General features: G+C 53.0%; 1 protein-coding gene (cut by a window edge). It reads left to right on the forward strand.

Features of this window, described 5'->3' with window-relative positions:
- Positions 1-22,623: the 3' portion of a non-ribosomal peptide synthase/polyketide synthase gene (locus MHH57_RS12060; protein WP_342435122.1), read on the forward strand. Its footprint begins 19,584 nt before the window's first position; 22,623 of the gene's 42,207 nt are visible here — the last part of the coding sequence; its start codon lies beyond the left edge, outside the window; it ends in the stop codon at positions 22,621-22,623.
- Positions 22,624-22,837: the final 214 nt, after the last annotated feature.

Raw genomic sequence — 22,837 nt, forward strand, 5'->3', positions numbered from 1 at the left:
CCGTTGTATGAAATTCAGGGACTGTCGGAGCTTAAGCAGGATTTGATCAACCATATTCTTATTTTTGAGAACTATCCGGTCGAGGAACAAATCGAGCAATTAGGTAGCGGTGAGGCGTCCAGCTTCACGATCACCGGAGCCGAGTCCGTCGAGCAGACCAACTATGACTTTAACCTGGTGGTGCTGCCGGGGAACACCATTCACATGAGCTTTGGCTATAATGCTCTGGCCTTTGAACGGGAAAGTGTAGAACAAATTCGAGGTCATCTGGTGCAATTGCTGGAGCAGGTAACTGCGAATCCGAACATCCGTGTACATGAACTGGATATGATAACCGCGCAGGAGCGTGAGCAAATCGTTAAGGTTTGGGGGAATACAGCAGCAACCTATGCAAGCGAGCAAACGATCCATGGCTTGTTCGAGACGCAAACGGCGCAGACACCGGAGCAGACAGCCTTGTTCTTTGAAGGAGAAACGCTGACTTATCGCGAGCTGAATGAACGCGCCAATCGCCTGGCTCGTACCTTGCGCAGTCAAGGCGTGACGAAAGATCGTTTGGTGGGTCTGATGACCGAGCGGTCGGTGGATATGATCGTGGGCATCTTCGGGATTTTAAAAGCCGGAGGCGCATATGTCCCCATCGATCCAACCTACCCGGAAGAGCGTATCCGCTATATGCTGGACGACTCGGGTGCGAAGCTACTGTTGACACAAAGTCATCTGGTGGACAAAGCAGTTATCGATGGCCAAGTGCTGGTGCTGGATGGAACGCAAACGGTGTATCACGAGGATGGTTCCAACCTGGAGCCGTGGTCCGGTCCAGATGATTTGGCGTATGTGATTTATACATCGGGTACAACAGGGCAGCCGAAGGGCGTTATGCTGGAGCATCACGGGCTGTGCAATCTGAAAACGTATTTTGATCAGACGCTTCGAATCCGCACGTCGGATCATGCGTTGCTGTTCGCTAGCTATTCGTTTGATGCGGCTTGCTGGGAAATCTTCCAAGCGCTGTTCTGCGGAGCCACGTTATATGTGCCAACGACAGAGACGATTTTGAACTACGAGCGGTTTGAGCAATATATGGCGAATCACCGGATTACGGTGGCCGCTTTGCCGCCGACCTATGCGGTGTATCTGGAGCCAGAGCGGATGCCACACCTGCGTATTCTGTTCACTGCGGGTTCAGCATCTTCCACCGAACTGGTATACAAGTGGAAGGATCAAGTGGCGTACTACAACGGCTACGGTCCAACTGAAAACTCAGTTGCAACGTCCATCTGGCCGGTGTCCGAGGATGCAAGGGCTGGACAACTCATTTCCATTGGACGTCCTGTGCCGAATCATCGGGTATACATGGTGGATGGGCATGGACATTTGGCTCCGGTAGGCGTAGCAGGTGAGCTGTGCGTGTCTGGTCCAGGTCTGGCGCGTGGATATCTGGATCGTCCAGAGCTGACGGCGGAGAAATTTGTAGCGAACCCGTTTGCGGTTGGTGAAGCAGGCTATGAACGAATGTACCGTACGGGTGACTTGGCGAGATGGATGCCAGACGGCAACATCGAATATTTGGGCCGGATTGACCATCAGGTGAAAATCCGGGGCTACCGGATCGAGCTGGGTGAGGTCGAGGCACAAATCTTGAAAGTGGAAGACGTGCAAGAGGTCATCGTACTGGCCCAAGCGGACGAACAGGGGCAAAACCAACTGGTGGCGTACTATGTCGCTGAAAGAGACGTAAGCGCTGGGGAGCTGCGTAGCTTACTGGGTGAGGATCTGCCCAACTATATGGTGCCTTCGTATTTCATCCAGCTGGAGCAGATGCCACTGACACCGAACGGTAAAATCGACCGCAAGGCACTGCCAGCACCGGAGGGCAGCTTGCAAAGCGGAGCGGATTATGTAGAGCCGCGCACAGCACTGGAGCAGACGTTAGTGTCCATTTGGCAGTCTGTATTAGGAGCAAAGAGAGTCGGCATTTTGGATAATTTCTTTGATCTGGGCGGCGATTCGATCAAGGCAATCCAGGTATCGTCCCGCTTGCTGCAAGCGGGCTACAAGCTGAAGATGAAGGATTTGTTCCAATATCCGTCCATTTCACTGCTGAGCAGTCATGTACACAAAGTTAGCCGCACAGCCGATCAGCGGGTGGTCTCGGGAGCAGTTAAATTGACCCCAATACAGCAATGGTTCTTTGGACAATCCTCAGCAGAGCCACATTATTTCAACCAATCGGTGATGCTGTATAGAGCACAAGGATTCGATGAAGCCGCATTGCATCAAACGGTGACCCAGGTGACGGAGCATCATGATGCATTGCGTATGGTCTTCCGTCAGACCGAACAGGGCTATGAAGCGTGGAATCGCGGTGTGAACGAAGGCGAGCTGTACAGTCTGGACGTTGTTGATTTGACAGGCGTCGAAGACACGGCAGAGGTGGCGATGGCGATTGAAACGAAAGCCAATGCCATCCAAAGCTCTATTCGTCTAGATGAAGGACCGCTGGTGAAGCTGGGACTTTTCCGCTGCATGGATGGAGATCATTTACTGATTGCGATCCACCATTTGGTCGTAGACGGGATTTCATGGCGGATTGTGTTTGAGGATTTTGCCACGGGGTATGAGCAGGCCGTGCGGGGAGAAGCGATTCGCTTGCCATATAAAACGGACTCTTTCTCTGCTTGGGCAGAGCAGTTGTCTCAATATGCGAACAGTCCGGCGATCGACAACGAACGCGAATATTGGCAGCATCTTGCCCAAATGGAAGTTGCATCGTTGCCTAAGGATCAAGAGAGAGCGGAGGGACAACATTCTCTAATCAGAGACACTGCGACGGTGAGCGTGGCTTGGAGCGAACAGGAAACCCGGCTACTGCTTCAGGAATCGCATCGTGCGTACAACACCGAGGTCAATGATCTGCTGTTAACTGCACTCGGCACCGCGTTATATAACTGGAGCGGTCAGGAGCGCGTACTGGTCAATCTGGAGGGCCATGGCCGGGAAGCCATTGTTCCAGATATCGACATCACACGTACCGTGGGCTGGTTTACGAGCCAATATCCGGTGCTGCTTGATGTGGATGGGAAGGCAGAAGTAGGGCAGCGAATCAAGCGGGTGAAGGAAGACCTGCGCCATGTACCGCATAAGGGCATTGGCTACGGCATTTTGAAATATATGTCTCAGCATGATGTCCATCCTTCCTTGACCTTGCAGCCTGAAATTAGCTTTAACTATTTGGGACAGTTTGATCAGGACTTGGAAAATGGGGATATCAGGCTGTCTTCGCATCCAGGTGGAGAGCCGATGAGTGATCATACCGTTCTGGAGCAGCCGCTGAATGTGAACGGCATGATTACAGCAGGCGGGCTGACACTGGACATTCGCTATGACAGTAAGGTATATCAACAGCAAAATGTAGAGAACTTTGCGCAGTTGCTGCAGGAAAGCCTGCAGGAAGTGATCGCGCATTGTGCCTCCCAAGAGCGGAGCGAACTAACCCCAAGCGATGTCTTGTTCAAAGGCTTGTCGTTGGAACAACTGGAGCAATTGACGGAGCAAACGGCTTCTGTGGGCGAACTGGAAAATGTGTATGCTCTTTCGCCGATGCAGAAGGGGATGCTGTTCCATAGTCTGATGGAGCCGGACTCAGGTGCATACTTCCAGCAAGCGTCGTTTGATCAAAAAGGCAGCTTTGATGTTGAAATTTTCCGCAAGAGTCTAGATGTACTGACACAGCGTCATGAAGCACTGCGGACGAATTTCCATCGATTTGAAACAGGACATGGTCCGGAGCCATTGCAAATCGTGTTCCGTCACAAAGATAGCGATCTGTCCTTCAAGGATATACGCGAAATGCAGGAAGCGGAGCAACAGGCGTATATCCAGACGTTTAAGCAGGAAGACCAGGCTAGAGGCTTTGATCTCGGTACGGATGCACTTATGCGCGTACAGGTATTGCAAACCGATGAAGAAACGTATCATTTGGTCTGGAGCTTCCATCACATTGTCATGGATGGCTGGTGCTTATCGCTTGTTACAGGCGAAGTGTTTGGTACGTACTTTGCGCTGCTGGAGCAGAAACAGCCGGAGCTTGCTCATATCACATCATATGGTCAATATATTGAATGGCTGGAGCGTCAGGATGAACATGCGGCAAAAGAGTATTGGAGCAGCTATTTGGCGGGCTTTGAACAGCAGACGTTGTTGCCTGGATCGGATACTTCATCGAAAGACTACGTGGCGGACAGCAAGGATCATACGGTATCCACTACAGCAAGTGAAACCAGCGAATATATTTCTGAAAAAATAATGGTAGATCTGGACCCAGCATGGAGCGAAGCCATACACCGAATTGCGAAGCAGCAGCAGGTCACGATTAATACACTGATGCAGAGCGTGTGGGGCCTTATTTTGCAGAAATATAACAACAATGAGGATGTTGTATTCGGCAGTGTCGTATCTGGACGTCCGACGGATATTGCGGGTGTAGAGCATATGATCGGTCTGTTCATTAATACGATCCCAGTGCGGATTCAAAGTGAACAGAATGCCACGTTTGTGGACATCATGCGGAAAACGCAGGAGCAGGCACTGGCCTCAGGAGCCTATGACAGCTTCCCGCTGTATGAAATTCAGGCATTGACCGAGCAGAAGCAGCATCTGATTAACCACATTATGGTATTTGAGAATTATCCGGTAGAGGAGCAAGTCGAGCAGCTTGGGGAAGTTCGTCCATCCGCTTTTGAAATTACGAATGTGGAGGTTGTCGAGCAAACAAACTATGATCTGGACTTGATTGTGATGCCCGATGAAACCTTCCGCATTATGTTCAGATATAACGCCAATGTATACGATCGGTCTACGATCGAGCGGATGCAGGGACATGTACTGCATGTCATCGAGCAAATCGTGAATAATCCGCATATCCGTGTGAATGAGCTGGAATTGGTGACACCGGAAGAGCAGGCGCAGATCGTTCAGGTCTGGGGGGATACGGCGGCAGCTTATCCGCAGGATCAAACGCTAAGCGCACTGTTCGAGCAGCAGGTAGCGAACACGCCGGAGCAAGTGGCGGTGTTGTGTGGAGCGGTATCGTTGACCTACGCGGAGCTGAACGAGCGAGCCAACCGTCTCGCACGCACCTTGCGTGCGCAAGGGGTTAAACCGGATCAGCCTGTGGGCATTCTGGTTCACCGTTCATTGGACATGATTGTAGGCATCTATGCGATTCTCAAGGCCGGCGGAGCCTACGTGCCAATTGATCCAGAATATCCGGCCGACCGCATCCGCTTCATGCTGGAGGATTCGGGAGCGAAGCTGGTGCTGACGCAATCGCATCTGGCGGAGCAAGCATCCTTGAGCTTCGACGGCAAGGTGCTGGTGCTGGATCGTCATGAGCAGGCTGGCAAGGACATCTACCACGAAGACGGCTCGAATCTGGAGCCACTGGCCGGGCCGCACCATATCGCCTATGTGATCTATACCTCTGGCTCTACGGGAAAACCGAAGGGTGTGATGGTGGAGCACCATTCCGTGCTGAACCGGATTTTGTGGATGCATGATCGCTATGGCCTGAGTGCGGAAGATACAATTCTGCAAAAGACCGCCTTCACCTTCGACGTGTCGGTGTGGGAGCTGTTCTGGTGGTCAATGGTCGGCTCGAAGGTAGGCCTGTTGCCGGTCGGCGGGGAAAAGAACCCGGAAGACATCGTGGACACGATTGCCCGCGATGGCGTGAGCACGATGCACTTTGTACCTGCCATGCTGCATGCGTTCCTGGAGTATGTGGAGCAGCAGCCACGGGAAGTGATGCAAGTGAAACTGGCAACGCTGCGTCATGTCTTTGCCAGTGGTGAAGCCTTGCCGCCACAGCATGTGGCTCGCTTCCAACGGCTCGTGTCGAGCCTGACCGGAGCGAAGCTGATCAACCTGTACGGTCCAACCGAAGCGACGGTGGACGTATCGTACTTTGATTGCGAGCCGACGGAAGAATATGCAGTCATTCCGATCGGAAAACCGATTCAAAACATTCGCCTGTACATCGTGAAGGAAGGCACGGAGCAATTGCAGCCGATTGGGGTTGCAGGGGAGTTGTGCATCGGTGGTGTCGGTGTGGCACGTGGGTATCTGAACCGTCCGGAGCTGACGGCCGAGAAATTTGTGAAAGATCCGTTTGCCGGCGGGGAAGCCGGGTATGAGCGGATGTACCGCACCGGCGATTTGGCGAGATGGATGCCGGACGGCAACATTGAATATTTGGGCCGGATCGACCATCAGGTGAAAATCCGAGGGTACCGGATTGAGCTTGGCGAGGTCGAAACGCAGCTGCTCCAAGTAGCGTCCGTGCGAGAAGCGGTTGTCATGGCTCGTGCAGACGAAACGGGACAAAAACAAATGGTGGCGTACTATGTCGCGGGGCAAGAGCTAGGAGCCAGCGAGCTGAGAAGTGAGCTGGGCCGAGAGCTGCCAAGCTATATGGTGCCGTCCTACTTTGTACAACTGGAGCAAATGCCGCTGAGTCCCAATGGCAAAATTGACCGTAAGGCCCTGCCAGCACCGGAAGGCAGCCTGCAAAGCGGAGCCGATTATGTCGCACCGCGGACGTGGGTGGAAGTGAAGCTGGCGCAAATTTGGCAGGATGTACTGGGCCTGGCGCAGGTCGGCGTGAAGGAAAACTTCTTTGAGATTGGTGGACACTCGCTGCGGGCGACGACACTGGCCTCAAAGATTCACAAGGAGTTGAACAAGCCGCTTCCCCTGCGCAGTATTTTTGAAGCACCCACGATTGAACAACTGGCAGCCGTTCTGGAAGGTCTGGATCAAGTGGTGTACGCGTCCATTCCGGTAACAGAAGAACGCAGCTTCTACCCGTTATCTTCAGCACAAAAACGACTGTATGTACTGCATCAGTTTGATCCAAGTGATGTGAACTACAACATGCCGTCAGTGCTGCAAGTGAGCGGTCCGCTGGATGTGAAACGAGTAGAAGACGTGTTCCGTCAACTAATTGATCGTCATGCAACCTTGCGTACCCGCTTTGAGCTGGTAGACAATGAGCCGATGCAATGGATTGAGGATACCGTGCCATTCGAGGTGGAATATACGAAGGTACAGGTAGAGAGTACGACTACGGCTACGGATCAGGACACAGCTACAGGATTGGATACAACTACAGCTACGTACACGAGGATTAGCGAGGAAGCACAAGAACGGGTCCGGCAGTTTATCCGTCCGTTTGATCTAAAAGCTGCACCGCTGCTGCGGGTAGGCTTGGTGGATCTAGGTGTCCAAGGAGTAGAGCAAGAATCCCAGCATTTACTCATGCTCGACATGCACCATATCGTTTCGGATGGTGTGTCCATGGAGGTACTGACCGATGAGTTTGTCCGCTTGTATGGCGGTGAAGAACTGTCGCCATTGCGGATTCAGTACAAAGACTATGCCGTATGGCAACAAAGCGAAACCCATCAGGAGTGGATGCAGCGTCAGGAAGCGTACTGGCTGGGCACTTTCCGGGGCGGAGTGCCTGTACTGGATCTGTCAACCGACTTTGCCCGTCCGGCGGTGCAGAGTACGGCAGGGGATACGATCGAGTTTGCACTGGGGCGTGAGGTTAGTGAATGCCTGAAAGAACTGGCTTCGCAAACAGGCTCTACCCTGTATATGGTGCTGCTGGCGGCGTACACTACGCTCTTGCACAAATACACGGGCCAAGAGGACATTGTCGTCGGCACGCCGATTGCAGGACGACCGCATGCGGAGCTCAGTAATCTGGTGGGTGTCTTCATTAACACGCTGGCGATTCGCAATTATCCGTCCAGCGACAAAACGTTCCTGGATTATCTGCAAGAGGTGAAGGAGCATGCGCTCAGTGCTTATGAGCATCAGGACTATCCCTTTGAAGAGCTGGTTGAACAGCTGAATTTGACGCGGGATACGAGCCGAAATGCGCTGTTTGACACGATGTTTGAGCTGAAAACCTTGGAGCAACAGGAGTTACTGCTGGAAGGTCTGACCCTGAATTCGTATCCACTGGAAAATCATACGGCCAAGTTTGATCTGACTTTAGATGCAGTGGAGCAACCAGAAGGCATTCTGTGCAGTCTGGAATATAGCACGGCGTTGTACAAGCCTGAGACCATTGCGCGATTGGCACAGCATTTTACCGAACTCGTACGTGCAATTACACTGCATCCGCAGCAGCCGCTGGCAGTTTTGGATATGGTACCTGCCGAGGAAAAAGCACAGATCATCTATGGATTTGGAGATGTAGGAGTATCGGATGTTGCTGCTGAAGCAGGAGCCTTATTCCATACCTTTGTGGAAGAACAGGCACAGCTTGTGCCGGATCACGTGGCAGTGGTGTACGAGGAGCAGCAGCTTACGTACCGGAAACTGAACGAGCGTGCGAACCAATTAGCCCGTAGACTGCGAAATGAAGGCATTGGACGCGAGTCGATTGTCGGTATTTTAAGTGAACGTTCGGTAGACATGCTGGTCGGCGTACTGGCGGTGTGGAAGGCAGGAGGCGCCTATGTGCCGCTGGATGCAGATTATCCGTCCGAACGGATTCGTTTCATGCTGGAGGACAGTGGTGCGACGGTATTGTTGACCCAAATCGGCTTACAGGAGCAAGCACAGATATGGCTTGGGGAAAGCCGACAGGCCTTGGCCGGAGGGCAGACTGAGGGTGAGTTGGAAACAGCGGCTGGTGCTGAAACGATGGAAAGAGACAGCCTAAATGAAAACTTAGGCTCAAAATCAGATTCGAAGTCTGACAGCGAAGCAGCATCCGAACCGGCAACAGGGCTGCGTCTGCATACCGTATTGGCATTGGACGATGAGTCACTGTACACCGGAGATACGACAGACGTCGATCACATCAACGAACCGCACGATTTGGCGTATGTGATCTATACATCCGGGACAACCGGACGGCCGAAGGGCGTCATGATCGAGCATCGCAGCCTGGTGAATACGGCTACGGCGTATCGCCGGGATTATCGCCTGAACCAATTCCCAGTCCGACTGCTACAGCTGGCGAGCTTCTCGTTCGACGTATTCGTCGGGGATATCGCGCGGACGCTCTATAACGGCGGCACGATGGTCATTTGTCCGAAAGACGACCGGATTGATTTTAGCCGTTTGTATGACTGGATTCGCGATGTCCAGATTACCGTGTTCGAATCGACTCCGGCCCTGATCGTACCGTTTATGCAGCATGTGCATGAACAGGGGCTGGACATGAGCAGTCTGGAGCTGCTGATCACGAGCTCGGATAGTTGCAGCGTGACGGACTACCGAGTGCTGCAAGAGCGGTTTGGTGCGGATATCCGCATTATGAACAGCTACGGCGTCACCGAAGCGGCGATTGACTCCAGCTTCTACGACGAAGAGCTGTCGAAGCTGCCAAGCAGCGGCCATGTGCCGATTGGTCAGGCGTGGCTGAACGCACGCTTCTACATTGTGGACAGCCAGCTGAATCCGGTGCCGATCGGCGTACTGGGTGAGCTGTGCATTGGCGGAGCCGGGGTGGCACGAGGCTACCTGAATCGTGCAGACCTGACAGCCGAGAAATTCGTAGCGAATCCGTATGTACCAGGTGAACGGTTGTACCGTACAGGCGATTTGGCGCGATGGATGCCGGACGGCAATGTAGACTTTATCGGCCGGATGGATGATCAAGTCAAAATCCGGGGCTTCCGGATTGAACTGGGCGAGGTGGAAGCGCAGCTGCTGACCGTGGACGGCATTCAGAAAGCCATCGTCACCGCCTGGGAAAACGAAGACGGAGACAAGGATCTGTGTGCGTATGTCGTAGCCTCGGAGGCGCTGAATTTGCCGGATCTGCGCAGCACACTCCAGCCCAAACTGCCGGGCTATATGATCCCGACCTATGTCGTACAACTGGATCGTTTCCCGCTGACACCGAACGGAAAAATTGACCGCAAAGCGTTGCCTGCGCCAGAAGCGCGCCTCGAAGGAGGCACGGCGTACGTGGCACCGCGCACACCGCTGGAAGAGCAGTTGGTACGTATTTGGCAAAGCGTTCTGAATCATCATCAAATAGGCATCCAGGATAACTTCTTTGAAGTGGGAGGACATTCTCTGCGCGCTACCACCCTGATGGCGAAAATCCATCAGGAGCTGAATCACAAGCTGGCGTTGCGAGATATTTTCCAATATCCGACGATTGAGCAACTGGTGCAGTTGATGGGTGAAGATCAGACCCAGCAAACGTATGTATCTATTCCTGTGGTGGAGGAGCGTGAATATTATCCTGTTTCCTCGGCGCAAAAACGGATGTACGTGCTGAGTCACCTGGAAGGTGGAGAGGTTAGCTACAACATGCCAGGAGCGTTGATTATCGAAGGTTCCTTGGATAAAAAACGACTGGAACAAGCCTTCCGCCAGCTGATTGCCCGTCATGAAGCCCTGCGAACCCGATTCGAGATGGTGGATGGTGAGGTGATTCAACGGATTGAATCGGGCGTCGCATTCAGCGTGGAGCATGTGCAGGCAAGCGAAGAAGAGACCCAGCAGTATGCCCAAGACTTTGTACGCGCATTTGATCTCGCACAAGCACCATTGCTGCGGGTTCAGCTGGTGGAAACCGGACCGGAGCGTCACGTCATGCTCTATGACATGCACCATATTATTTCGGATGGCGTCACGGAAGGAATTATCGTGCAGGAGTTCTCTCAATTGTATGAAGGCAAGGAACTGCCGCCACTCCGTATTCAGTACAAGGACTATGCGGTTTGGCAGCATGCCGATATGCAAAGTGAGCGGCTTCGTGAGCAGGAAAGCTACTGGCTGAACACGATGGCTGGTGACATTCCGGTGCTGGATATGCCTACGGATTTTGCAAGACCAGCCGTACAGCGTCTGGAAGGAGCGCGATTGGAATTTGCGATCAGCCTGGAGGACAGCGAACAGTTGAAACAGCTGGCCGCGCAAACCGGCTCCACCTTGTACATGGTATTGCTGGCCGCGTATAGCACGCTTTTGCATAAATATTCGGGACAGGAAGACATTATCGTCGGCACGCCGATTGCCGGAAGACCACATGCGGAACTGGAGAGCTTGGTAGGCGTATTCCTCAACACGCTGGCAATCCGCAATTATCCGGCTGGTGACAAAACGTTCCTAGACTACTTGCAAGAGGTCAAAGAGCATGCGCTCAGTGCTTACGAACATCAGGAATATCCTTTTGAAGAGCTGGTTGAAAAGCTGAATTTAACGCGGGATACGAGCCGGAATGCGCTGTTTGACACCATGTTTGAATTGAAAACATTTGAACAGCAGGAGTTCGAGCTGGAAGGTCTGACCTTTAAAACGTATCCGACAGACAATCATACGGCCAAATTTGATCTGACCTTGGATGCCGTGGAGCAGCCGGAAGGCATTCTGTGCAGTCTGGAATACAGCACGGCGCTGTACAAGCCTGAGACCATCGCGCGATTGGCACAGCATTTTACCGAACTTGTACGTGCGATTACTCTTCATCCGCAGCAGCCACTGGCAGCTTTGGATATGGTAACTGTCGAGGAGAAGGCACAAATCATCTACGGTTTTGGAGATGTGGGAGTATCGGATGTTACTGCTGAAGCAGGAGGCTTATTCCATACTTATGTGGAAGAACAGACCCAGCTTATACCAGATCATGTGGCGGTGGTGTACGAGGAACAACAACTGACGTACCGCACACTGAACGAGCGTGCGAACCAATTAGCCCGTAGACTGCGAAATGAAGGCATTGGACGCGAGTCGATTGTTGGCATTTTGAGTGAACGTTCGGTCGACATGCTGGTTGGCGTACTGGCGGTGTGGAAGGCAGGAGGCGCCTATGTGCCGCTGGATGCAGATTATCCGTCCGAACGTATTCGTTTCATGCTGGAGGACAGTGGTGCGACGGTACTGTTGACCCAAATCGGCTTGCAGGAGCGTGCACAGGCATGGCTCGAGGAAAGCCAACCTACATCCGAACCCGCAACAGGGCTGCGTCTGCACACCGTACTGGCACTGGACGATGAGTCGCTGTACACCGGAGATACCACAGACGTCAATCACATCAACGAACCGCAGGATCTGGCGTATGTGATCTACACCTCAGGGACAACGGGACGTCCGAAGGGCGTCATGATTGAGCATCGCAGCTTGGTGAATACCGCCGCGGCGTATCGTCGGGATTATCGCCTGAACCAGTTCCCGGTACGTTTGCTGCAGCTGGCAAGCTTCTCCTTCGACGTGTTCGTCGGCGATATTGCCCGGACGCTCTATAACGGCGGAACGATGGTCATCTGTCCGAAAGACGACCGGATTGACCCAAGCCGTCTGTATGGCTGGATTCACGACTATCAGATTACGGTGTTCGAATCGACTCCAGCCCTGATCGTACCGTTTATGCAGCATGTATATGAGCAGGGACTGGACATGAGCAGTCTGGAATTGCTGATTACCAGCTCGGATAGCTGCAGCGTGACGGATTATCGGGTGCTGCAAGAACGATTTGGTGCGGATATCCGCATTATGAACAGCTACGGCGTCACGGAAGCGGCGATCGACTCCAGCTTCTACGACGAAGAACTGTTGAAGCTGCCGGACAGTGGCAGTGTACCGATTGGACAGGCATGGCTGAACGCACGCTTCTACATCGTGGACAGCCAGCTGAATCCGGTGCCGATCGGCGTACTGGGCGAGTTGTGCATCGGTGGAATTGGGGTAGCACGAGGCTACCTGAACCGTGCGGACCTGACGGCCGAGAAATTCGTAGCCAATCCGTTCGTGCCAGGTGAACGATTATACCGCACAGGTGACTTGGCGCGATGGATGCCGGACGGCAATGTGGACTTTATCGGCCGGATGGACTATCAAGTGAAAATCCGGGGCTATCGGATCGAGCTGGGCGAGATCGAAACGGCGATCCAGCGGGTGCCGGGTGTACGTCAAGCGGTAGTCATCGACCGGACGGATGAGCGTGGACACAAGTACTTGTGCGGATACATCACAGGAGAAGCTGAGCTGCGGATCGAGGAGGTACAGGCCGAACTGGAAGCCGGACTGCCAGCGCACATGGTGCCTGCACGTTTGATGCAACTGGAGACGATCCCGCTGACCAGCAACGGTAAAATCGACCGTAAGGCCTTGCCGGAACCGGAAGGAAGCATCCATACGGGTGCAGCCTATGTGGCACCGCGTACCACGGTGGAGCAAGTACTGGCTGCGGTATGGGCCGGGGTGCTCGGCGTGGAAGCGGTAGGCACGCAGGATAACTTCTTTGAGCTGGGTGGCGATTCGATCAAAGCCTTACAAGTATCCTCCCGATTGCTGCAAGCAGGTTATCGACTGGAGATGAAAGACCTGTTCAGTCATCCAACCGTGTCTGCCTTGGCACTGAAAGTCCAATCGGTGACCCGATTGGCGGATCAGAGCGAAGTGGTGGGCGCTGTGAAACTGACACCGGTGCAACACTGGTTCTTTGAGCAGAACCTGACGGATGCTCATCATCATAACCAGTCCATCATGCTGCATAGCAAGGACGGTTTTGATGAACCGGCCCTGCGCACGGCGATGGATCAAATCGTTAGCCATCACGACGCACTGCGGATCGTTTTCCGTCCTACGGAGCACGGATATGAAGCCTGGAACCGCGCAATTGGGGAGGGCGAGCTGTATACGCTGGAACGTATAGACCTCAGCCATGAGACTGAGGTGTCAGCGGCGATCGAGGCTAAAGTGAATGAAATTCAGGCGGGTATTCAGTTAAGCGAAGGACCGCTGGTGAAACTGGGGCTGTTCCATTGCCCAGATGGTGATCATTTGCTGATGGCGATTCATCACTTGGTGGTGGATACCGTATCTTGGCGAATTTTGTTCGAGGATATTACAACCGCCTACGAGCAGGCATTGAACGGACAAACGGCTCGTCTTCCGCACAAAACGGATTCATTCCGCACCTGGGCGGATGGACAGTCTCAATATGCGAACAGTCCGGCCATGGCAGCAGAACTCGCATTCTGGCAGGAAATGGAACAGGGCGTATATCAGCCGCTTCCAAAAGACGAATCCCATTCTCATTCCTTGAATAGGGACAGCGAGAACATGACAGTTACGTGGACAGCTCAGGAAACGGAGCAGTTGTTAAAACAGGCGCATCGTGCCTACAACACGGAGATGAATGATTTGCTGCTTACCGCCTTAGGACTGACTATTCATCGCTGGGCGGGCTTGGAACGAGTGCTCGTGAGCCTGGAAGGCCATGGACGGGAGTCCATTTTGCCAGAACTGGATATTACGCGGACGGTGGGCTGGTTTACGACCCAATTCCCGGTGGTGCTGGATATGAGCGTGGGGCAAGACCTTTCACAGCGCATCAAACAGGTGAAAGAAGGACTCCGCCGCATTCCGCAAAAGGGCATTGGCTACGGGATGTTGAGATACCTGTCCGCAGCCCGTGAGCAAGAGCGTTTTGTGACCGAACCTGAAATCAGCTTTAACTATCTGGGACAATTTGATCAAGATATGCAAAGTCAGTCCTTTGGCGTATCTCCTTACTCTAGCGGTGCAGAGCTTAGCGCCCATGCAGCCAGATCGCACACGCTGGATATGAACGGACTGATTTCGGAAGGCGAACTGCAATTGACAATCAGCTACAGCAAGCAGGAATATCGTCATGAAACGATGGAGCAGTTAGCTGAAGAGTTCAAAATCAGTTTGCAGGAAATCATTGCGCATTGTGTAGGCCGCAAACAGCAAGAACTGACGCCAAGCGATGTCATGCTTAAACATGTAACCATGGCCGAGCTGGATCAGTTGGTAGAGCGGACTCGTGACATCGGGGAACTGGAAAATGTATATGCGTTGACGCCGATGCAAAAAGGCATGCTGTTCCATAGTCTGATGGATGCAGCGTCAGGAGCTTATTTTGAACAAACGACCTTTGATTTGCACGGACGCTTCCAAGCGGATATTTTCCAAGATAGCTTGAATCATTTGGCGCAGCGGCATGAGATCTTTAGAGCTAATTTCATCAGCGGTTGGCAGGATGAGCCTGTGCAGGTGATTTTCCGCCGCAAGGAGGTTGGTTTCAGATGTGAAGATTTGCGTCATCTGAATGAGCAGGAGCGTGACGCGTATGTGCAGGAATTTATTCGCCAGGACAAGGCAGCCGGATTCGATTTGTCCCGGGATGCGTTGATGCGCGTGGCGATTTTACGAACAGGTGATGAGGATTATTATTTTGTGTGGAGCTCTCATCACATCTTGATGGATGGCTGGTGTGTGGCTTTAGTCACGGATGAGGTGTTTGAGGCTTATTTTGCAGCCGTGGAGCATAGACAGCCGAAGCTTGCCCCCGTGACTCCATACAGTCAGTATATTGAGTGGCTTGAAGCACAGGATGAAGAAGCAGCAGCTTCCTACTGGAAGGATTATTTGCTCGGCTATGAGCAGCAAACTTCGATTCCGACCGGAAAAGTAGGCGTGAAAGCGGACGATGCCCAATTTGAGCATATCCTGTGTGATCTGGGCAAGGATTTGACTGGACGTATGGAAATGGTGGCCAAGCAGCACCACGTGACCCCGAATACATTGCTGCAAACAGCTTGGGGCTTGCTGCTCCAAAAGTACAACGGTAGTGATGACGCTGTTTTTGGTGGTGTAGTGTCGGGTCGTCCAGCGGATATTTCGGGGATCGAAAACATGGTGGGCTTGTTCATTAACACCATTCCAATACGTATCCGCAGTGGGGTTGACGATACCTTTGCCGACCTGATCAGAACGAATCAGAAACAGGCGCTGACTTCTCAAGATTATGAAACGTATCCGCTGTATGAAATTCAAGCCTTGACCGAGCAAAAGCAAGACCTGATCAACCACATTATCGTGTTTGAAAACTATCCGGTGGAGGAGCAGGTCGAGCAACTTGGCGAAGGTGCAGCGTCGGACTTTGAAATTCGCAATGCCGGCATGATTGAACAAACCAACTATGATTTCAATCTGGTTGTTATGCCGCAGGAAGCGATGAAAATCCGATTTGAATACAATGCGAAGTTATATGATCGGGAAGCCGTTGAACGGACTCAGGGCCATCTGATACAGCTGTTGGAGCAGGTGGTAGCGAAGCCGGACATTCGGGTGCAGGAGCTGGATATGGTAAGTGAGCAGGAGCGTGAGCAAATTCTCACCGTATGGGGCAATACAGCTGCTGAGTATCCAAGCGAGCAAACGATTCATGGCTTGTTCGAGACACAAACGGTGCAGACACCGGAACAGCCAGCGTTGTTCTTTGAAGGAGAGCAGCTGACCTATCGCGAGCTGAATGAACGTGCGAATCGTCTGGCGCGCACCTTGCGTAGTCAAGGTGTGACGAAGGATCGTTTGGTGGGACTGATGACCGAGCGTTCGGTAGACTTGATCGTGGGGATCTTAGGCATTTTGAAAGCTGGGGGCGCATATGTCCCCATCGATCCGACGTATCCGGAGGAGCGTATCCGCTACATGCTGGACGACTCGGGAGTAGAGCTGTTGTTAACGCAAAGCCATCTGGTGGACAAAGTAGCTTTTGATGGTCAGGTACTGGTGCTGAATGGAGCACAAAGTGTGTATCACGAGGATGGTTCCAACCTGGAGCCGTTGTCCGGTCCGAACGATCTAACGTATGTCATTTATACGTCAGGTACGACGGGGCAGCCGAAGGGTGTCATGGTAGAGCATCGTAATGTCGTACGTTTGGTGAAAAATACAAACTACGCGCAGTTGGATGCTGACACGCGCATTTTGCAGACAGGGGCTATTGTTTTCGACGCATCCACCTTCGAAATTTGGGGCGCTCTATTAAACGGTGGACAGCTGGTGCTAGTGAGTCAGGATATCATTTTGGACGTGCTCAAGCTTAAGGAAGCAGTGCGCAGTCACGGTATTACCACGATGTTTCTGACCACACCGCTCTTTAACCAGTTGTCTCAGCAGGATTTGGCGCTGTTCGAGGGGATACGGGAACTGCTGGTCGGCGGTGATGTGATGTCCGTACCACATATGAACCGGGTGCTGGAGGCCCATCCGTCCCTTCGAATCAGTAACATCTATGGCCCGACTGAAAATACGACTTTTTCCACAGTGCATGCGATCACCGGTGTGCAATCGGAATCGGTGCCAATTGGTAGACCGATCCATAATTCAACAGCGTACGTCGTGGACCGTTCGATGCGGCTTCAACCCGTCGGGGTATGGGGTGAACTGCTGGTAGGCGGTGACGGGGTGGCACGTGGATACCGCAACCGTCCGGACCTGACATCCGAAAAGTTCATTGATAGCCCGTTCCGCAGCGGAGAACGCTGCTATCGCACAGGTGACACGGTACGCTTAAATGTGGACGGTACGCTTGAATATAAGGGGCGGATCGATGCGCAGGTGAAAATTCGGGGCTACCGGATCGAACTGGGCGAGGTAGAAACGCAGCTGTTGAAGCTGGAGGCAGTGCGAGAAGCTGTGGTCATCGCACGGGAAGATGAGCAAGGGCAGAAGCAGCTCTGCGCTTATGTGGTCGCCGATGAGGAAGTTGTCGCAAGTGAGCTACGCAGCGATTTGAGCCAGAAGCTGCCGGGTTACATGATCCCTTCCTATCTGGTACAGCTGGAGCAAATGCCGCTGACACCGAACGGTAAAATCGACCGCAAGGCTCTACCAGCACCAGAAGACAGCCTGCAAAGCGTAGCCGACTATGTCGCACCGCGGACGTGGGTGGAAGTGAAGTTGGCGCAAATCTGGCAGGATGTGCTGGGCCTGGCGCAGGTCGGCGTGAAGGAAAACTTCTTCGAGATTGGTGGGCATTCACTGCGGGCGACGACGCTCGCCTCGAGGATTCACAAGGAGCTGAACAAGCCGCTTCCATTGCGCAGTATTTTTGAAGCACCAACGATTGAGCAATTGGCAGTCGTACTGGAATATCTGGATCAAGTAACATATGCGTCCATTCCAGTAACGGAAGAACGCAACTTCTACCCGTTATCGTCGGCGCAAAAACGACTGTATGTGCTGCATCAGTTCGACCCGAATGATGTGAACTACAACATGCCGTCAGTGCTGCAAGTGAGCGGACCCCTGGATGTGAAGCGGGTAGAAAACGCGTTCCGTCAATTAATCGCCCGTCATGCGACCTTGCGTACCCGCTTTGAGCTGGTGGACAGTGAGCCGGTGCAATGGATTGAGGACACCGTGCCGTTCGAGGTGGAGTATACAAAGGTACAGGTAGAGGGTGCGACTACGAATACAGACCAGGACACAACCACGGATGCGGACACGATGGTCAGCCAGGAAGTACAAGAACGGGTGCGGCAGTTTGTACGACCGTTCGATCTGAAAGCTGCTCCGCTGCTGCGAGTAGGCTTGGTAGATTTGGGCGTACAAGGAACCGAGCAGGAACCGCAGCATTTACTCATGCTCGATATGCACCACATCGTTTCGGATGGCGTGTCCATGGGTGTACTGACCGATGAATTTGTCCGCTTGTACGACGGTGAAGAGCTATTACCATTGCGGATACAATACAAGGATTATGCGGTATGGCAGCAAAGCGAAGCCCATCAGGAGTGGATGCAACGTCAGGAAGCGTACTGGCTGGGCACCTTCCGGGGGGAACTGCCTGTACTGGATGTACCTACGGACTTTGCCCGTCCGGCGGTGCGAAGTACGGCAGGCGATACGGTGGTGTTCGGATTGGAACGTGAAGTCAGCGAACGGCTGAAAGAACTGGCGGCGTACACAGGCTCCACGCTGTATATGGTGCTGCTGGCAGCGTACACTGCACTCCTACACCAATACAGCGGGCAAGAAGATATCGTAGTCGGCACACCAATTGCCGGACGACCGCATGCCGATCTGGAGCCGATGATTGGGATGTTCGTCGGAACGCTGGCATTGCGGAACTATCCGACGTCAGAGCAAAGCTTCCGAAGCTATGTGGAGGATGTGAAGACGCGTGCCCTGCAAGCTTACGAGCACCAGGACTATCCGTTTGAGGAGCTAGTGGAAAAGCTGAACGTGAAGCGGGATATGAGCCGCCATCCGCTGTTCGATACGATGTTTACGCTGCAAACGACTGAGGAAGGCGAACTGCAACTGGCAAACCTGAGCTTCCGTCCATACGGCCTGGAACAAACGCCAGTCAAGTTTGATTTAATGATGGAAGCTAGAGAGGAAGAGGCAGGCATCCAGTTTGGATTGCAGTATGCAACTGCGTTGTACGAGCGCGAAACGGTAGAACGGATGACGCGTCACTTTGTTCGCTTGGTCGAAGCCGTGGCGGCGAATCCGGATGCGAAGCTGGGAGAGCTGGAGTTGATTACGGCGGAAGAAACCGAGCAGATTCTGAAGGTGTTCAATGATCCGAATGCACATAGCGTGCGTTGTGCTGAACACAGACAGGTGCAAGGCCATTCGCTCAGCGAACGCTTTGAAGAGCAAGCTGAGCGCAACCCTGAGCGGATAGCCGTTGTGTCTGGGGCCACCGCGCTGACCTACACTGAGCTAAATGAGCGTGCGAACCAATTGGCTCGTGTGTTACGAGCGGAAGGGGTCGAAGCAGATCAACCGGTGGGCGTATTGCTGGAACGTTCTGCGGATATTCTGGTGAGCATTCTGGGGGTACTGAAGGCCGGAGGCGCGTATGTGCCGATGGATACGATGTATCCACAGGAGCGCATCGACTACATGCTCCAAAACAGTGGGGCCAAGGTCGTGATTACAAGTAGAGTTGCCAACCTGTCGCTCAGCTTGCCATCCACAGTTCGAGCTGTAGTCTTGGATGACGAGGACGCTCAAGCTCAACTGGGAGCACAGGATGCGAGCAACCTGATCCCTATCGCCGGCCCGCATAACCTGGCCTATATGATTTATACGTCAGGCACCACCGGTCAGCCGAAAGGGGTCATGATTGAGCAGAGCAGTGTTAGCAATCTGGTAGATGCTTTATGGAAACGAGTATACAGTCGTTACGAACAGCCGCTTCATGTCGCATGGCTGTCAGCATTTGTATTTGACGCTTCGGTGAAGCAAATCTTTGCCAGCTTGCTGTTAGGCCACACCCTGCATGTGGTGTCCCGTGACGTCAGTCTGAGCGGAGAGCATTTGATCGCCTACTACCGCACACACCGGATTGATTTGTCGGACGGCACACCTGCGCATCTGCATATTTTGAATGAAAGTGTCAGTGTGACGGAAGCACCGGAAGTGAAGCATTACCTGATCGGTGGCGAAGCATTATCCGTGCAGCTGGTACATGTGTTCCTACACAAATGGGCCGGGTATCGTCCGGTGATTACGAACGTGTACGGTCCGACCGAAACGACGGTAGATGCGACCGCTTATACGATTGAAGATATGGAGTCCCTGAACGCACTGCTGGAAAAAGGGGAGCATACGGTATCTATCGGAACGCCGATCGCGAACCAGTCGGTGTACATCCTGAACAGCCAGCAACAGCTGGTACCGATCGGTATCGCAGGTGAACTCTATATCGGGGGTGCAGGTGTCGGACGAGGATACCTGAATCTGCCAGAGCTGACGGCAGAGAAGTTTGTCCTGAATCCGTTCGCTGTTGCGGCAGCAACCGATCAAGCGGACAGCACTTACGCACACCGAATGTACCGAACGGGCGACCTGGCCCGGTGGTTGCCAGACGGCAGCATTGAGTATTTGGGCCGGATTGACCACCAAGTGAAAATCCGGGGGTACCGGATCGAGCTGGGTGAGGTGGAAGCGCAGCTGCTGACCGTGGACGGCATTCAGAAAGCCATCGTCACAGCATGGGAAAACGAAGACGGACACAAGGACCTGTGTGCCTACATCATAGCTTCATCGTCCCTGAGTTTGCCGGAGCTGCGTAATGCGCTGCAGCCGAAGCTGCCGGATTACATGATCCCGACGTATGTGGTACAACTGGATCGTTTCCCGCTGACACCGAACGGGAAAATCGACCGCAAGGCGTTGCCGGCACCGGAAGCACGTCTCGAAGGAGGCCTGGAGTATGTTGCACCGCGGACGCCGCTGGAAGCCAAGCTAGCCCAAATCTGGCAGGATGTCTTGAAGCTGTCCAGCGTAGGAGTCACCGACTCATTCTTTGACGTGGGTGGGCACTCCCTGCGGGCAACGACGCTGGTGGCCAAAATCCATCAGGAACTGGACAGCCGGATTACGCTGCGTGAGGTGTTCCAACACTTTACGATTGAGCAGCAAGCCCAGCTCATCGCAACGCACGGCACAGACACCTATACGGTGATTCCTGCGGCGGCGAAACAGGCATACTACCCGGTTTCCTCGGCTCAAAAAAGACTGTACATTTTGAGCCATCTGGAAGGTGGGGATCTCAGCTACAATATGCCGGGTGTACTAACCGTGGAGGGACCGCTTCAGGCCGATCGGCTGGAGGATGCGTTCCGTCAGTTAATAGCTCGTCATGAAACGCTGCGGACTTCCTTTGAAATGCTGGAAGGCGAGGTCGTACAGCGGGTGTACGATCAAGTGGAGTTTGCAGTAGAGCACCTGCAAGCCAGGGAGTCCGAAGCCGATGCCTATATCGAGTCCTTTGTACGCAGCTTTGACCTTCGCCAGGCACCACTGCTGCGTGTCCGTCTTATTCAAACCGGACCAGAGCGCCATCTCCTGATGTACGACATGCACCATATTATTTCAGACGGTGTATCGTCGAACAATATCGTGCAGGAGTTGGTACAACTGTACGAAGGACAGGCATTGGAGCCGCTGCAAATTCAGTACAAAGACTACGCCGTGTGGCAGCAGCAGGAGATGCAGCGTGAATCATACCAACGCCGGGAACACTTCTGGCTGGAGCATTTAGCTGGAGAGTTGCCGGTACTGAATTTGCCAATTGCTTATCCTAGACCTGCTGTTCGCAGCTTCGAAGGTGCGATGTATGAATTTACAGTGGACGCGAATGTATCCGAGCAACTGCACCGAATTGCGACACAAACCGGAAGTACACTGTACATGGTGCTGTTGAGCGCCTACACCGTTCTGCTGTCCAAATACAGCGGTCAGGACGATTTGATCATCGGTACGCCAGTAGCAGGCCGCTTGTTGCCTGAGCTGGAGCCACTGATCGGAATGTTCGTCAACACGCTAGCCATCCGGCATCAGCCGAGGGGCAACCAAACGTTCCACAGCTACTTGCAGGAAGCCAGAGATCGTACGCTGCAAGCCTTCGAGCATCAGGATTATCCACTGGAAGAGTTGGTGGAAAAGCTGGATGTAACACGGGATGCAAGCCGTAACCCGTTATTCGACACCATGTTTGTACTGGAAAACACAGAGTCGCCGGAAGCGCAGCTTGAAACGTTGTCCTTCAGCCCGTATGTTCGGGAGCATCGTATTTCCAAATTCGATTTGACTTTGTCTATGAGTGATGAAGATGGGGAGATGAAGGGTTCGTTTGAATATTGCACGAAGCTATTTGGGGCTGACGCTATTGAGAGATTAACCAGAGATTTGATAGCGATCCTGTCCCAGATTGGAATCGATCCAGATTTGCTGTTAAGCGATATTCAGGTGAACTCGGACGAGCAGCCGGAAGGCTTCTCACCGGATTCCATCGACTTTGTTTTCTAAAATGCAATGATTTCACTTTGCGAGTGCAGAGGGTGGCGGCTTGTCCGACTGCCCTTGCCTGCAAAGTATTCTTTTTCCGACACAATGATCATCTACTAACATTAAAAAAATAGCAAAAACAATTCCATTTGAAAATTTAAGTATTATAAAACAATTCGTCGAGTTTAGGTTGATTATGCACATTATATATTAGGGGAAGAGTATAAGATGGATT

Origin of the sequence: Paenibacillus sp. FSL H7-0442 (assembly GCF_038593105.1) — a bacterium.
GTDB classification, from domain to species: Bacteria; Bacillota; Bacilli; order Paenibacillales; family Paenibacillaceae; genus Paenibacillus; species Paenibacillus polymyxa_D.